The sequence below is a fragment of the Halorubrum rutilum genome (assembly GCF_024494565.1).
Genome location: NZ_JANHDN010000002.1, coordinates 267,114 through 283,001 on the forward strand (window position 1 = coordinate 267,114; position 15,888 = coordinate 283,001).

Annotated in this window: 12 protein-coding genes; 4 read left to right on the forward strand and 8 right to left on the reverse strand. The window is 73.8% G+C overall.

Going from position 1 to position 15,888, the window contains the following annotated elements; translation table 11 throughout:
* Positions 1–77: 77 nt before the first annotated feature.
* Positions 78–1,124 (reverse strand): cell division protein FtsA, encoded by a 1,047-nt coding sequence (locus NO900_RS04825; RefSeq protein WP_256408087.1) that lies wholly within the window; start codon positions 1,122–1,124, stop codon positions 78–80.
* Between the two features lie 171 nt (positions 1,125–1,295).
* Between NO900_RS04825 and NO900_RS04830 the strand changes: the two genes are divergently transcribed.
* Positions 1,296–2,129 (forward strand): geranylgeranylglycerol-phosphate geranylgeranyltransferase, encoded by an 834-nt coding sequence (locus NO900_RS04830; protein WP_256408088.1) that lies wholly within the window; start codon positions 1,296–1,298, stop codon positions 2,127–2,129.
* A 135-nt stretch (positions 2,130–2,264) separates the two neighbouring features.
* Here NO900_RS04830 and yciH read toward each other — a convergent pair whose 3' ends face one another.
* The 5 genes from yciH to NO900_RS04855 form a co-directional block, all read right to left on the reverse strand.
* On the reverse strand, positions 2,265–2,558 hold the full coding sequence (gene yciH / locus NO900_RS04835; RefSeq protein WP_256408089.1) for a stress response translation initiation inhibitor YciH: 294 nt from the start codon (positions 2,556–2,558) through the stop codon (positions 2,265–2,267).
* 167 nt (positions 2,559–2,725) lie between these two features.
* Positions 2,726–4,957: a transglutaminase TgpA family protein gene (locus tag NO900_RS04840; RefSeq protein ID WP_256408090.1), complete on the reverse strand. Its 2,232-nt coding sequence runs from the start codon at positions 4,955–4,957 to the stop codon at positions 2,726–2,728.
* Positions 4,954–6,165 (reverse strand): DUF58 domain-containing protein, encoded by a 1,212-nt coding sequence (locus NO900_RS04845; protein WP_256408091.1) that lies wholly within the window; start codon positions 6,163–6,165, stop codon positions 4,954–4,956. The genes NO900_RS04840 and NO900_RS04845 overlap by 4 nt, the downstream gene beginning before the upstream one ends.
* A gap of 6 nt (positions 6,166–6,171) precedes the next feature.
* Positions 6,172–7,161: an AAA family ATPase gene (locus NO900_RS04850; RefSeq protein ID WP_256408092.1), complete on the reverse strand. Its 990-nt coding sequence runs from the start codon at positions 7,159–7,161 to the stop codon at positions 6,172–6,174.
* Between the two features lie 323 nt (positions 7,162–7,484).
* Entirely contained in the window at positions 7,485–8,900 is a 1,416-nt protein-coding gene (locus tag NO900_RS04855) for a dihydroorotase (RefSeq protein WP_256408093.1), read from the reverse strand.
* 357 nt (positions 8,901–9,257) lie between these two features.
* Between NO900_RS04855 and serS the strand changes: the two genes are divergently transcribed.
* Positions 9,258–10,628 (forward strand): serine--tRNA ligase, encoded by a 1,371-nt coding sequence (gene serS / locus NO900_RS04860; RefSeq protein WP_256408094.1) that lies wholly within the window; start codon positions 9,258–9,260, stop codon positions 10,626–10,628.
* A 28-nt stretch (positions 10,629–10,656) separates the two neighbouring features.
* On the opposite strand, the gene NO900_RS04865 is transcribed toward serS, so the two are convergent.
* Together NO900_RS04865 and endA are read right to left on the reverse strand one after the other, a co-directional pair.
* Positions 10,657–11,259: an LURP-one-related/scramblase family protein gene (locus tag NO900_RS04865; RefSeq protein ID WP_256408095.1), complete on the reverse strand. Its 603-nt coding sequence runs from the start codon at positions 11,257–11,259 to the stop codon at positions 10,657–10,659.
* Between the two features lie 76 nt (positions 11,260–11,335).
* Positions 11,336–12,505, reverse strand: coding sequence for a tRNA-intron lyase (gene endA, locus NO900_RS04870; protein WP_256408096.1), 1,170 nt, complete (start codon positions 12,503–12,505; stop codon positions 11,336–11,338).
* A gap of 150 nt (positions 12,506–12,655) precedes the next feature.
* Between endA and NO900_RS04875 the strand changes: the two genes are divergently transcribed.
* Together NO900_RS04875 and NO900_RS04880 are read left to right on the forward strand one after the other, a co-directional pair.
* Positions 12,656–14,923, forward strand: a complete 2,268-nt coding sequence (locus NO900_RS04875) for an AAA family ATPase (protein ID WP_256408097.1) — start codon at positions 12,656–12,658, stop codon at positions 14,921–14,923.
* Positions 14,924–14,926: 3 nt separating this feature from the next.
* A complete protein-coding gene (locus tag NO900_RS04880) occupies positions 14,927–15,877 on the forward strand; it encodes a rhomboid family intramembrane serine protease (protein ID WP_256408098.1) in 951 nt (316 codons plus the stop codon).
* The last annotated feature ends 11 nt before the right edge of the window (positions 15,878–15,888 follow it).

Genomic DNA, 15,888 nt, shown 5'->3' on the forward strand with positions numbered 1-15,888 from the left:
ACCCGAGTCGGCTCGGAGCCGGGGCGCTCGGCGTCGGGGCGCTCGGCGTCGGGGCGCTCGGCGTCTGGCGCGAGCGCTCAGTCCTCGGACTCGGGCGCGGCCTCCTCCGCGGCGGGCTCCTCGGCGGCCCCGGCGGAGTCGTCCTCGCCCTCCTCCGAGCGGGCCGCGACCAGCGCGCCGCTGGCGACGCTGTACATCGGCTCGTCGGCCGAGCGCACGCCGCTGATCGAGAACGGGATGTTCGCGTCCTCCAGGTGGTCCGCGAACAGGTCCTCGAACCCGTTCGGGCTGGAGGTGCCGCCGGTGACGACGACGGGCACGTCGAGCCCCTCCTCGACGTCCTCCTCGTCGACCTCGCGGCTGATGTTCTCGATGACGTAGTCGAGGAGGTTCTCGTAGTAGATGGCGAGCGCGCCCTCGACGCCGCCCACGTCGGTGCGGAAGTCGAGCTCGAAGTCGTCCTCCTTGATGCTCGTCACCTTGTCGACCGGCGTGCCCGTCGCCTGCGAGGTCTGCTCGTCGATCCAGTCGCCCCCGCGGGCGATGGAGAACTTCATCACGGGCACCGCGTAGTAGGCGAGACAGACGTTCGTCATCCCGGCGCCGAAGCTGATCCCGAGCCCGGTGAAGTTGTTGTCGGCGAGCTCGGAGTAGATGACGGCCATCCCCTCGTTGATCGGCTCGGGGTCGTACCCCATGTCGCCGAGCATCGATTCGAGCGTCTTCTCGTGGTACAGCGTCGTCAGCCCGGAGTCGATCGGGTCGGCCGGGCTGGAGTAGAACAGCCGCTCGTTCGGCTTCGAGGGCTCGCCGACCACCTGCTCGGTGATGAGCTTGATCATCGGGATCGCGGACGCCTCGTCGCTGGACAAGATCCCGTGCTGCATCGGGCGGCGCGTCTCCTTGTTGAAGATGTTCGCGAAGTTCAACGCGTCGTCGCCGACGACGTACACCTTGTCCTCCTTCCGGATGTGGAGGACGTCGCTGCGGGAGAGCATCTGCTCGGCCATGTCGCTGTACTCGATCTCGACGAACGAGTTGCGCTGCTGTACGAACACCGTCTCCGCGCCTTCCTGTCGCCCGGAGAGGATGTTCATCGTGCCGACGTCAAGGCCCTTGGCCATACACGCCCCTTCCGTTGCGCACGTCATAAACGTTCGTGGCCAATTCCGTGCCGAGAGAATCGCGGCCGGGACGTCGCCGGGGGTGGCCCTCGGTCACCGCGGCCCTCGGCCGCCGCGATCCCGCCTCGAATCCCGGGTCGTTTATGTGCCGCGCCGCGGTGTGGAGACGACGTGCACGACACAGCGCGCGGGGTCGCGGAGCTGGCCCGGCCGACGAACTGCGTCGCCGCCGCGGTCCTCACGGGGACGGGCGCGTTCGTCGCCGGCGCCGCGGGCGCCGCCGTCCCCGCCGCGGTCGCCGCGGTCGTCACGGCGTTCGCGGTCGCCGCGGGCAACGCGATCAACGACTACTTCGACCGCGAGATCGACGCCGTCAATCGGCCGGACCGCCCGATCCCGCGCGGCGCCGTCTCGCCGCGCGGCGCGCTCGCCGTCGCCGCCGCCTGGTTCCTCGTCGCCGTCGCGTTCGCGGCCCTCCTGCCGCCGCTCGCGGTCGCCATCGCCGCCGTCAACCTCGTCGCGCTCGTCACTTACACGACGGTGTTCAAGGGAACGCCCGGGCTCGGCAACGCGCTCGTCTCGTACCTCGTCGGCTCGACGTTCCTGTTCGGCGGGGCCGCGGTCGGCGAGCCGGGATCCGTCGTCGTTCTCGCGCTGTTGGCGGGGCTCTCGACGTTCACCCGCGAGGTGATCAAAGACGTCGAGGACGTCGCCGGCGACCGCGAGGAGGGGCTCCGCACGCTCCCCATCGCGGTCGGCGAGCGCCGCGCGCTGTGGATCGGCGCCGCCGCCCTCGTCGTCGCCGTCGCGGCCAGCCCGGTCCCGTACTTCACCGGCACCTTCGGCGGCGCCTACCTCCTCCTCGTCGCCGTCGCCGACGCGGCGATGCTGTACGCCTGCTACGAGGGGTTCGGCGACCCGGCGACCGCGCAGCGCCGCTTCAAGTACGGCACCTTCCTCGCGGCGGCCGCGTTCGTCGTCGGGCGGGCGGCGCTGCTCATTTAAAAACCGCCGGAGCGCGGGCCGCGAGCCGCGCTCCCCGACTCGCGGGGGCGCGAGTCACTGAGCCGCGGCTCGCCGGACGGGATCGCTCGAAAAACCGGATCCGTGATCGCTCGACGGCGGACGGTCAGGTGACGGTCACGCGACGTTGAAGCCCTTGTCGCGGAGGAACTCCTCCACGCGGCCCGAGTGGTTCCCCTGCAGCTCGATGGCGCCGTCCTCGACGGTGCCGCCGCAGGCGAACTTCGACTTGAGGTCCGACGAGAGGGAGCTCATGTCGACGTCCTTCGGGTCGAATCCTTCGATGACCGTTACCTCCTTTCCGTACCTGCGCTCGTCGATGCGGATGCTGATCTGCTGGGACTCCTTCGCGACGTCCTCGCAGACGCAGAGTTCCTGGGGCAGTCCGCACGTCGAGCAGACTTCCGACATTACGGTCGAACGTACATGGTGACCGTATTAAATAGTGTCGGGAGTGCGACCGCGGCGCGCGTTCGCCGCCGGCTCAGGCGGGCGAGCGACGGAAACGGCCCGAGAGCCGACGCCGGAAACGGGTCGAGCCGACGCCGGGAACGGGCCCGGGAGACGACGCGAACGGGTCAGTCGAACAGCCGCCCGACGACCGGCGTCGCCTCCAGCGCGAGCCGCCGGACGGTCCGCCGCGCCTCGTCGGCCTCGGCGCGCGTCACCGTCCCGGCGTACGCCGCCCGCTCGTACGCCTCCCCGACCGCGAGCGCCCGCTCGTCGAGCCCGCGGCGGCGGAGGGCGTCGAGGTACTCCCGCGGGGTCTCCCCCGCGCGCCGTTCCCGGTACCGGCGGGCGAGGAGGTACTCCAGGTCCGCGAACGCTCGCTTCGCGTCGGCGGTCGGGTCGGCGCCGCCCCGCGGGAGCCGGAGCCGGGCGGCCCGGACCGCCCGCTCGCCGACGCCGAAGCGGCGGGCGCCGGTGACGCCGATCACGGCCGCGAACAGCCAGTACGCGACGGTCTCGCCGGACGGGAGCGGGGAGTCCTCCTCCCCCGATCGCGGCTCGCCGGGGACCGCGCCGCGGGTGAGCCCGGTCCGCCGCCGGTCGGCGGCGTCCGCGCCGGTCGTGGCGTTGTCGGTCGCGGCGTCGTCCCCCGTCGCGGCGCTGCCGTTCGCCGCGCCGGTCGCGGCCGGGGCCGCCCCGGACTCCGGGACGATCGACGGCGACGTCACCGCCGGCTCCGAGGCCGGCACGTCGACTCCCGGTTCGCCCGCGGAGCGCGCGTCGGCGAGGCGCGCGCTCCGGACCTCGTCGCGCTCGGCGGCGGGCGTCGGGTCGAACGTCACCCAGCCGTGGCCCGGGAAGTACGCCTTCACCCACGCGTGGGCGTCCTGGCCGCGGACGACGTACCGGTCCTCGCCGATCCGCTCGCCCTCGGAGTAGCCGGTGACGAACCGCGCCGGGATCCCCTGCGAGCGCAGCATCGCGGTCATCGTCGTCGCGAAGTAGACGCAGTAGCCGGCGTCCATCTCGAAGAGGAACGCGTCCGCCACGTCGCCGTCGGGCTTCCGGACGGTGAGCGAGTACTCGTACTCCTCGCGCAGGTAGCGCTCGATCGCGACGGCCCGATCGTACGGGTTCTCCGCGCCCGCCGCCGCGAGGATCTCCTCGGTGCGCTCGCCGACCCGCTCCGGCGTGCTCGCCGGGAGCTGCGTGTACCGGTCCTCGATCGCGGGGTCGTAGTCGGTCCCGGCGTCCCGGAGCGCGTCGGGGTCGGCGTCGAGTACACGGCTCTCGACCGTGACCGTCTCGCCCGCCCCCAGCGGCTCGGCGAGCCGGACCGTCCCGTGCTCGTCCACCCGCGCGGTCTGCGCCGCGGGGCCCCGGACGTCGACGACCTGCCACGGCGCCGGCAGCGACGACGACTCCCCCTCGGCGGTGATCGTGACGTTCGCGCGCGTCGCGTCGCCCGGGGGGCCGTCGAGCGGCCCCTCCAGCGGCGACTGCTCGCCGGACCGCACCCAGCCGTCGCCCGTGTAGGTGTCGTAGCTGCCGGCGTGCCAGTTCGCCGCGACCGGGCTCTCGATCGTGTACCTGACCTCGGGCGAGAGCCGCGTCGGACCGACGACCTCCACCTCGTCGTCGGCCTCGATCGACGACTCCAACGTGGGGGTGCCGCGGTCGAGCGCCCACGGCTGGGCCGCGCCGGCCGGGAGGAGGCTGAGCGTCGCGCTCACGAGCACCATCGCCGCCAACACCGCCGCGAGGGTGTCGCCGTGGTCCCGGATCCCGCCCGGCATCGACAGCGTCGAGAGGCCCGCGGCGAGCGCGACCCCGACCGCGCCGGCGAGCGTGGCCGTCCCGCCCGCGTCGCCCGTGAGCACGAGGAACCCCAGCGTGCCGCCCGCGACCCCGGCGGCGCTCATCTGTCGCCCGCGGCCGACGAGGTACCCCACGAGGAACGTCGGGACGGGCGCGACCGCGAGCACCCACAGGTCCGCGAGCGCGAGCCGGAGGACCGAGAGCCCGGTCAGCAGCGAGATCACGTCGAGCGCGACGTTCTCGACCGAGAACAGCGCCCGCCGGCTCGCGGGGATCGCGAGGTAGTACCCCGCCAGCGTCGCGGCGAACAGGCCCGCGGTCAGCCGGACCGCGGTCCGCTCGCCGACGTGCCGCGCGAGGGCGAGCCCCGCGCCGCCGGCGACCGCGACGGCGACCGCGGTCCGGCCCGTCCCCCCGACGACGTCGGTCGCGGAGAGGAACACCGAGAGGTACGCCGCCGTGACGACCGCGACGCCGAGCGCCGGCGGGTCGACGACCGACCGCAGCCGCCGGGCGCGGTCGCCGGTCAGCGGCCGCCTCATCCGCCGATCACCTCGTCTCGTCGACCGGCCGCCTCGCCCCGAGCCGCGGCGGCGACTCCCCCGCGAGCGGTGGCCCCGCCTCGGCCCTCCTCCGGCGATTCGCCTTCGGTCGCCGTCCCGTCGACGCCGGCGCCCCGGCCGCCGCCGACCGCCGCGCGGACGGGCGCACCGGCCACCTCGCCGAACGCGAGCGTCCGGTCGCCGATCCGGTACCGCGCGCCGCGCTCGCCGGCGACCACGCGGGCGTCGGCCTCCTCGACGCCGACCGCGCCGGGGCCGGTCCGCGCGGCCAGTTCCAGGACGGCCCGGCGTCCGCGGGCGCCCGGGTCGGCCGAGACCTCGCCCCCGGGGAGCGTCAGATCGACCGGGACGCCGTCGTCCAGCAGCGCGAGCGCGAGGCTGGCGGCCGCGCTCGCGAGGGCGTCGGCGGGGTCCCGATCCGCCGCGCCCCCCCGACCTCCAGTGCTATCGCGACCGGCCGCGCCCTCCCGGTCGCCCGCGGTCTCGCCGGCGATCGCGACCCGGCCGCGCTCCGTCCGCGCGGCGAACGCCTTCACCACGAGCTCGTCGTGCTTTGCGGTCGCCGCCCAGTGGACGTCGCGGAGGGGGTCCCCGCGCGTGTACTCCCGGAGCCGGTCGAACTCCTCGCGCCGCCGGCTCGCTCCCACGGCGTCGTCGGCGTACAGCGACCGGCGGAGCCGCGCCGGGATCTCGCGGCACGCCGGGTAGGTCAGGGTCTCGTCGAACGCCTCGACGACCGCCTCCCGCTCGAAGAGCCCGAACACGTCGCTCGCGGTCACCGTGACCGGACCGAAGCGCCGCTCGCCCCGGCGCAGGTAGTCGACGCGGTACGTCGCCGGCGCGTCGCCGACGGAGGTCCGGACCGGCTCGTCGGGGCCGGCCAGCCCGTCGTCGAGCGCGTCGTCGACGTCGGCGACGTACGTCGGCGACAGCCCGCCGGCGTCCCGCCCCTCGAACGCGAGGCGGACCTCGCCGCCCTCGCCGACGAACCCCTCGGGCGGGAGGGTCCGGTCCACCGCCGGCTCGTCGATCCGGGCGAGCTGGACGTACCCGGCCGCGAGCGCGACGGCGCCCGGCAGGACGACCGCCTCCAGCGACCGCCCGCCGGCCGCGAACGCCATGGCGACGCCGCCGACGCAGACCGCGAGGACGACGCGACCGCGTCGGGTGAGGGTCGGCGACGACACGGGCGATCACTCCACGCTCGTCCGGTCTAAGGCGTCTTCGACCACCGTCGCCCCGTCGGTTCCGGAGTCGGCGCGGACGCGGTGCGCGAACACGGTCGGCGCCTCGGCCTGGACGTCGTCGGGGATCACGTACCCGCGGCCGTCGAGCGCGGCCCGCGCCTGCGCGGTCCGGAGCAGCGCGAGGCTCCCCCGCGGGCTGACGCCGAGCCGCGCGTTCCGCCGGGTGTACGCCGCCAGCCGCGCGACGTACTCCCGGACCGACTCGGTCGCGTCGACGCCGGCGACCGTCGCCCGGGCGCGCCGGACCTCCTCGATCGAGGCGACGGGATCGACGGCGTCGACGGGGTGGTCGCCGGCCATGCGCCCGATGATCTCGGCCTCCTCCTCGGTGCTCGGGTAGCCGAGCCGGATCTTCTTCGTGAACCGGTCGATCTCTGCCACCGGGAGGTCGTACGTCTGCCCGGGCTCGACGTCGTTCTGGGTCGCGATCACGCAGAACGGATCCGGGAGCGACCGGGTCTCGCCGTCGGTCGTCACCTGACCCTCCTCCATCGCCTCCAGCAGGGCCGACTGCGTCTTCGGCGGCGCCCGGTTGATCTCGTCGCCGAGGACGACGTTGGCGAACACCGGCCCCGGCTGGAACTCGAACTCGTCGGTGCGCTGGTTGAACACGTTGACGCCGGTGACGTCGGCGGGGAGGAGGTCGGGCGTGAACTGGACGCGCTTGAACGAGCCGCCGATCGAGCGCGACACCGACTTCGCGAGCGTCGTCTTCCCGACGCCCGGCACGTCCTCGACGAGGAGGTGCCCGCGGGCGAGGACGGCGATCAGGACGTGCTCGACCGCCGTCCGCTTCCCGACGATCACCTCCTCGACGTTGTCGGCGACGCGCTCCGCGAGCGCGGCGACCTCGTCGGGCGCCAGCGGGGGCCGTTCGGTCGCCCCCGCCCCGTCCGCGTCGACCCCGCTCGGTCCGGTCTCCGCGGCGTCCGTCATGTCGGAGCCCGTCGCGCGGCGGCCCGGTCGCTTCCCGCGGTCCGCCTCGGTCGCGCGAAGCCTTCCGATCGCGCGAACCGTTCCGTTCCCGCGAACCGTTCCCGCCGCGCGGTCCGCTCCCTCGGTGCGCCCGTCCCGTCGCTCTCACCCGTGATACGGACTCCCACGATCATCGATACGAACTCGCTTAGGATAGCAGCGGCATATGCGTTCCGCCGAGCGGTGCGGTCCGTACACGCCCGATTCGGACCGCGAGCGACGACCCTCGGACGCCCCGGCGCGTGCCGAAACTCGACCCTCGGACGCCCCGGATCGCGCCCGCCTTACGACTCCCGGACGTTCCGACCGACCGGCTCGCCGAACGACTCGGCGCCCGTGACGGGGTCGCGCTCGTAGACGACCGCGCCGCGGACGAGCGTCAGCTCCGGGAAGACGCCCTGTAACCCCTCGAAGGGCGTCCAGCCGCAGGCGCCGTGGAGCGCGCCCGCCTCGATCTCGCGGGGGTTCGTCAGGTCGACGAGGACGAGGTCGGCGTCGGCGCCCTCGGCGACGCGCCCCTTCGCCTCGACCCCGAAGATCGACGCGGGGTTGGCCGCGACCACGTCGCGGACGCGCTCCAGGCTCAGCTCGCCCTTGCGCACGGACTCCAGGAGGAGCGGGTAGAGCGTCTCCACCCCGGGGACGCCGCTCGGCGCCTCGGTGAGCCCCCGCCGCTTCTCGGCGACCGTGTGGGGCGCGTGGTCGGTGGCGACGACGTCGACGTCGCCGTCGCGGAGGCGCTCGAACACCCCGGCCCGCCGCTCCTCGGAGCGGAGCGGCGGGTTCATCCGGCCGAAGGTGCCGAGCCGGCCGGCGTTCTCGCGCGAGAGGAAGAGGTGATGCGGGGTGACCTCGCAGGTGGGCGGGGCAGCGCCCGCGGTCGCCCGGGCCTCGCTCTCGTCCCTCTCGGGCCCGCTTCCGTCCCCCTCGGACCCCCTTTCGTCTCCCTCGGACTCGCGGGCCGCGACGACCGCGTCGATCCCCTCCGGCGTCGACGTGTGAGCGACGTGCACCTGCGCGTCGCTCTCGGCGGCGGCCGCGAGCGCGCGCTCGACCGCGGCGACCTCCGCCTCGGCGGTCCGGTAGGCCGACCACGCGTCGGCGTTCGCGGCGGTGCCGACTCCGCCGAGGTCCCTACTGAGCGCGCTCGCGTCGAACAGCGCCTCGTCCTCCGCGTGGACCGTGACCGGGACGTCGCGGGCGGCGGCCTCGGCGAGCGCGTCCTCGAACAGGTCGACGGCGATCCCCATCTCGCCGGTCGAGTCCGCGAGGAACACCTCGCCGAGCGCGAAGAGGGGTCGCTCGAACAGGCCCTCGGGGTCCCAGTCGGCGGTGACGCCGCCGTTGATCCCGTAGTCGACGAGCGAGTCGGCGGCGAGCGCGGCCTTCCCGTCGTAGGCGTCGCCGTCGACGGTCGGCGGCGAGGTGTTCGGCTGGTCAACGACGGTCGTCACGCCGCCGGCGGCCGCGCTCCGCGAGCCCGAGGCCCACGTCTCCTTGTGGCTCCCGCCCGGCTCCCGGAAGTGGACGTGGGCGTCGACGGCGCCGGGCAGGAGGTGTCGCCCGCGGGCGTCGACGACGCGCTCGCCCGCGTCCGGGTCGATCCCGGCGTTCGCCGGCTCGACCGCGTCGATGGTCCCGTCTCGGATCCGAACGTCGCGGACCCGCCCGTCGGCGAGCTCCGCGCCGGTGATGAGCATGCCACATCCGCTCGCGGCACGCTATTTAAACCGTGGTGATCCGCGCGACCGGACCGACGCCGTCTGGCGGGCGTCGACCGCGACGGGAGTCCATGAACGACCGGCGGTGCGGTGGCGCGCGCCGCCGAGCGGCCGCTACCGGCGGCCGCGAAGGAGCGCGCGAGGTCGGGGAGGTGTGAGGTGCTGTGCGGTTGCGGTCGGCTGAAGCTTTGGCGGTGTTCGCCGGCGAATCGGCTACAATCGCTCATAAGCGCACACCTGCGCCTCGAAAACTCAACTCGGCCAGGCGGTCCGCCCGTGCCGACCGACACCGACGCTCCGATACGGTTTTGGGTCGCCCCGCGGAACCTCCGGTAAATGCTGTCTCGACAGTTCGTCCGGGAGAACCCCGAGGTTGTCCGCGAGGCGCTCGACGACAAGGGCGTCGACGTGGACCTCGACCGGATACTCGACGTCGACGAGGAGTGGCGGGAGCTGAAGAGCCGCGGCGACGACCTGCGCCACGAGCGCAACGAGGTCTCCTCGACGATCGGCGAGCTGAAGCAGGCGGGCGAGGAGGAGGAAGCCCAGGAGGCGATCGAGCGCTCGCAGGAGCTCAAGTCGGAGCTCCGAGAGGTCGAGGCGCGCGCCGACGAGCTGGAGGCGGAACTGGAGGAATCACTGCTCGAACTCCCCCAGATCCCGCAGGAGTCGGTCCCCGTGGGCGCCGACGAGTCCGAGAACGTCGAGCGGCGCCGCGAGGGGTTCGACGACCTCCGCGAGCTCCCCGCCGACGTGGAGCCGCACTACGACCTCGGCGAGGACCTCGAGATCCTCGACTTCGAGCGCGGCGCGAAGGTCGCGGGCGCCGGCTTCTACGTCGCGAAGGGGGACGGTGCCCGACTGGAGCACGCGCTGATCCAGTTCATGCTCGACGTTCACCGCGAACAGGGGTACGAGGACGTGTTCCCGCCGATCCCGGTCAACTCCGCGTCGATGCGCGGCACGGGCCAGCTCCCGAAGTTCACCGAGGACGCCTACCGCGTCGAGGGGTCGAACGACGAGGCGTACGACGACGACGACCTCTGGCTGCTCCCGACCGCGGAGGTGCCCGTCACGAACCTCCACCGCGACGAGATCCTGCTCGGCGAGGACCTCCCCCTCAAGTACCAGGCGTACACGCCGAACTTCCGGCAGGAGGCGGGCGAGCACGGCACCGAGACGCGCGGTATCGTCCGCGTCCACCAGTTCAACAAGGTGGAGATGGTGAACTTCGTGCGGCCCGAGGAGAGCGACGAGCGCTTCGAGGGGCTCGTCGACGAGGCCGAGGAGGTGCTGCGCCGCCTCGAACTCCCCTACCGCATCCTGGAGATGTGTACCGGCGACCTCGGGTTCACGCAGGCGAAGAAGTACGACGTCGAGGTGTGGGCGCCCGCCGACGACATGGACGAGGGGCCCGACCGCGGCGGCCGGTGGCTGGAGGTCTCCTCCGTCTCGAACTTCGAGGACTTCCAGGCGCGCAGAGCGGGGATCCGGTACCGCGAGGAGCACCACGAGTCCGCGGAGTACCTCCACACGCTGAACGGCTCCGGGCTCGCGGTCCCGCGGATCGTCGTCGCGATCCTGGAGTACTATCAGAACGACGACGGCACCGTCACCGTCCCCGAGGCGCTGCGCCCGTACATGGGCGGCACCGAGGTCATCGAGGGCCACGACGCGGTCGGCGAGACGAAACTGGGCGGGGAGTAGGCGAGCGGCGCGGTGCGACCGACCGCCGCTACTGGTTCTCTAAGGCGTCGAGGATACACGCGGCGGCGACGACCGCCTCCTTCGGCACGTCGCTCGCGTCGTCGATGGTGACCGCGTACGTGTCCCGCAGCGAGAACTGCCCCTCGATGTCGCCGACGTGGCCGCCGTCGGCGTCGAATATCTCGTACTTGTTCGGGATCAGGTTCGCGGCGCCGACGAGGTGCCGGAGCGCCGCCATCAGCTTGCTCTTCGACCTGATCGTCGCCAGCGCCTCCCCCGTCTCGGGGTCGCGGATCGTCCAGTTCTCGACGAACAGCGAGTAGTCCTCGTCGAGGACGACGACCTCCTCGCCGGTGCCCGAGTCGACGATGGCGTAGTTCCCGCCGATGTCGACGATCCCGCCCGCCTTCACCGTGAACGCGTCGTCGCCGTCGCCGGTGACGAACGGGAACTCCTCTTTCAGCTTGAACATCTTCTGTTTCCCGCGGAGGACGACGTCGCCGGCGCTGTCGCGGACGGCGTACTTGTTCCGGACCATCGACTGCTTCACCTCGTAGCGGTCGTCGCTGAGGTCGACCGTCGAGATGTCGTAGGCGTCCGAGTCGGAGGGGAACACGGAGTGCTCGCTCATGGCCGGCAAGAGAATCAGGCGTCGGAAAACGGTTCCGTTCGCCTCGACGGGGCGGCGTCGGGGCGTCGCTCGCTCGTCAGGGCGTCAGCCGCCCGACCGAGAGCCACGTCACGTCGGCGTCGCGGACCGCGTCGCCGGCGTCTCCGGGGCTGTCGGCGTCTCCCTCGACGGTCGTCAGCGCGAACACCATCTCCTTGCGGACGCCGCCCGCGAGCCGCACGTCGAGCGAGAGCTCGCGCGGCGAGAAGCGGTGGTCGGCGTCGACGACGCGCACGAGGTGCTCGGAGTGCGGCAGGTCCTCGACCGTCTCCACGTCGAGGTACGTCCGGAAGTCGGCGCCGAACTTGAAGCCGGTCTTCGGGACGGCGTCCGCCGCGCGGAGGCGCCGATAGACCGCGAGCCGCCTTTCGAACCGCTCGCCCTCCACGTCGCGGCCGCGGGCGACGACCGCGGCGGCGGGACCGTCCGGCGGCGTCTCGTCCGGGGCGCCCTCGCTCGCGGCCCCCACCGACGCCGACAGCGACAGGACGCCGTCGGCCGCGAGCGACGCGGCCTCGACGAGGGAGAGCTGGAGCGCGCCCTCGACCGCCGCGGCGCGACCGGTGAGCGGCTGGCCGTAGAAGCCGCGCTCGTAGAGGGCCTCGGGGGCGTCCCAGACGACGACGCGGTCGGCGAGGAGGACGCCGTCGAGCCGCTCCGGGGGCTCGTAGCCGGTCGCGCCCTCGATCCGCCCGCCCTCCGCCGCGAAGTAGGTGATGTCGGACTCCTCGTCGACGACGGCGAGGGTGCGGCCGGCGAGCTCGGCGGCCGCGAGCGCCTCCCGCTCGCCGACGACCTGGACGGGGTACTCGACGTTCCCGGTGTCGGGCGTCGAGCCGCGCTCGTAGGCGACGAAGTCGACCGCGTCGGGAACGGCGGCCTCCCCGCCGGGCCAGGGCTCGCGGGCCGGCGAGAGGTAGAAGCCGCGATCGCGGAGGTCGGCGTAGACGAGGTACCGCACCGCGAACCGGTCGGCGGCGGCCGCGCTCTCGACGAAGAAGCGCTCGAAGCCGACCGGGTCGGCGTCGGGGGCGAGCGCGACCCCGGAGAGGTCGCCCCGGAAAAGGAGGTGAGCCGCCTCGACGCGCGAGAGCGCGATCTCGTTCCCGTCGAGCGGGCGACCGTACCCCCGGGAGTCGTAGAAGCGCTGGCGGGCGTCGCCGGCGACGCGGACCGCGTCGCCGCGCAGGTGCCCTGTCGGTTGCATACCCGAAGGCGCGCCCGGGCGAGGTAAGGGGGTTGCGGTCGGCGGTGCCCCGCGCCCGGCGTCGCCGCCCGCTGCCCCCGTCACCCCTCTCCGCCGCCGGTCGCCCCGCCCCCGGACAAAGGTAAAGGGTGATCGGCCAGTACGGAACCCATGAACGACTCCGCAGGCCTCCGGCTCACGGTGCGTGCCGCCGAGAAGCGGGACGCGGGCCGGGGGATCGCAAGGCTCCCCGAACCCGCCCGGAAGCGGCTCGGCCTCCTCAGCGGCGACACCGTCGAGATCCGCGGCGAGCGCGTCGCCGTCGCGAAGGTGTGGCCCGGCGGTCCCGACGCGACGGACGGCGCCGTCCTCATCGACGCCGACACCCGCGCGAACGCCGGCGTGAAGGTCGGCGACACCGTCGCCGTCGCGCCGGTCACCGTCGAGGACGCCGACAGCGTCGTCCTCGCCGCCCCCGCGCGGCTCGCCGACGTCGACGTGAGCCGCGAGGTGGTCGAGCGCGCGCTCGCCCGCGACCTCCGCGACCGCCCCGTCACCGAGGGCGAGGCGGTCCACGTCGAGCGGCTCGGCGGCCTCCGGTTCGTCGTCGCCGAGACGGACCCCGCGGGGACCGTGCGCGTGACGAACCGGACCGACGTCTCGGTGACGTACGGGGACGGGGAGGACGGCGGGTCCGCCCGCTCCGAAAGCCGAGGCGACGCCGACCGGGAGGGCCGACGCGGGACGACCGACGCGTCAGCCGGCGGCGACCGCTCCGACCGAGCCGCGCCGCCCGGAAGCGACGCTCGATCGACGGGCGAGGGGGCCGCGCCCCCCGCGGACCACACCGCGGGCGCGACCTACGAGGACATCGGCGGGCTGGACGAGGAGCTGGAGCTGGTGCGCGAGACGATCGAGCTCCCGCTCTCCGAGCCCGAGGTGTTCACCCGGCTCGGCATCGACCCGCCGAAGGGGGTCCTGCTCCACGGCCCGCCCGGCACCGGCAAGACGCTGATCGCCCGCGCCGTCGCCAACGAGGTCGACGCCGAGTTCATCACGGTCGACGGGCCGGAGATCATGTCGAAGTACAAGGGCGAGTCGGAGGAGCGCCTCCGGGACGTGTTCGACCGCGCGAGCGAGGCCGCTCCCGCGATCGTCTTCTTCGACGAGATCGACTCGATCGCCGGCAAGCGCGACGACGGCGGCGACGTGGAGAACCGCGTCGTCGGCCAGCTGCTCTCGCTGATGGACGGGCTCGACGCCCGCGGCGACGTGATCGTCATCGGCGCGACGAACCGCGTCGACACCCTCGACCCCGCGCTCCGGCGGGGCGGTCGGTTCGACCGCGAGATCGAGATCGGCGTCCCCGGCGAGGCCGGCCGCCGCCAGATCCTCGACGTCCACACGCGCCGGATGCCGCTCGCCGACGACGTGGACCTCGACCGGATCGCGAGCCGGACGCACGGGTTCGTCGGCGCCGACATCGAGGGGCTCGCGCAGGAGGCGGCGATGACGGCGCTGCGCCGCGCCCGCGAGTCGGACGCGAGGGCGCTCGACGACGTGACCGTCGGGAAGGCCGACTTCGAGGCCGCCCACGCCAACGTCGAGCCGAGCGCGATGCGGGAGTACGTCGCCGAGCAGCCGACCACCGACTTCGCCGACGTGGGCGGGCTCCCGGAGGCGAAGGAGAAGCTGGAGCGGGCGGTGACGTGGCCGCTGACCTACGGGCCGCTCTTCGACGCCGCCGACGCCGACCCGCCGACGGGGGTCCTGCTTTACGGCCCGCCGGGCACCGGGAAGACGCTGCTCGCCCGGGCGATCGCGGGCGAGAGCGGCGTCAACTTCATCCAGGTCGCGGGCCCCGAGCTGCTCGACCGCTACGTCGGCGAGTCGGAGAAGGCGGTCCGCGACCTCTTCGACCGCGCCCGGCAGGCGGCCCCCGCCATCGTCTTCTTCGACGAGATCGACGCCATCGCGGCCGACCGCGACGGCGCGGGCGGGGACGGCTCCGGCGTCGGCGAGCGCGTCGTCTCCCAGCTCCTGACCGAGCTGGACCGCGCCAGCGACAACCCGAACCTCGTCGTGCTCGCGGCGACGAACCGACGGAACGCGCTCGACCCCGCCCTGCTCAGACCCGGACGGCTGGAGACGCACATCGAGGTGCCCGAGCCCGACCGCGAGGCGCGCCGGAAGATCCTCGACGTCCACACCCGCGAGAAGCCCGTCGCGGAGGGGGTCGACCTGGAGCGCCTCGCCGACGAGACGGAGGGGTACTCGGGCGCGGAGATCGCCTCGCTGTGCCGCGAGGCCGCACTCGTCGCCATCGAGCGCGTCGCCGACGAGCACGGCGCGGCCGCGAACGACCACGCCGACGAGGTCTCGATCGGGAGCGACGACTTCGCGGCCGCGCTGGAGACGGTGCGGCCGGCGACCCCGTGAGCGATGCGCGGCGAGGGGGACCGCGCCGACGGGGACGTCGACGGTTCGCCGAGCGACTCCGATCCTGACCCGAATTCCCCCACCCTCCGCGGGCTCCTCGCCAGCGTCCGCTCGGCCGTCCTGTCGATCCCGCCGAGGGACCTCTTCCTGATCGCGGTCCCCCTGCCGGCGCTGCTCGTCGCGGTGGGCCTCGCGCCGGGGACCGACGCCTGGCGCCTCTCGCTCGCGACCGGCGGCGTCTTCGAGAGCCGATGGGCGCTGTGGACCGCGTTCGCGTCGAGCTTCGTCCACGCGAGCCCGGCGCACCTCCTCGACAACCTCGTCAACTACTGGCTGCTCGTCGCCGTCGCGTACCCCCTCTCCGTCGTCGCGGGCTGGCGCGGGCGGCTGCTGGGGTCGGCCGCGATATACCTCGCGGTCGTCCCCCTCGTCTCGGCGTGGGCGACCATCGTCGCGCTCGGCGGGCTCACGGACGCGCCGACGGCCGGCTTCTCCGACGTGAACAGCGCGCTCCTCGGCTACGTCGTCGTCGTCTGGTTCGCCGCGCTGGCGACCGAGACGGACGGGGAGAGCGGTCCCGACCGGGGTCCGCCCGCCGCCGGCGTCGACGCGCGGTGGGCGGTCGTGGCCGCGCTCGGGTCGCTCGCGGTCGCGTACCTCGCGCCGAGCGGCGTCGGCTACTTCCCGTCGCTGCCGGCGGTCGGCTCCCTGTTCGCGCTCTGCGCGGCCCTCGTCGCCGCCGGGCTCTACGCCGCCGTCGGCCGCCCGCGGGTGGTCGGGCTCGGCCTCTCCCCGGAGCGGGAGCTCCTGTACGTCACCGGCGCGAGCGTCGCCGCCGCCGGGGTGATCGGCTCGCTGGTGGTCGTCCCGTTCGGCAGCAACGTGTTCGCGCACCTCGCCGGCTACGTCGTCGGCGTCGCGGTCCCGCTCGTCGGCGTCGTCCTCGACGGGTGAGTCGGCGTCGC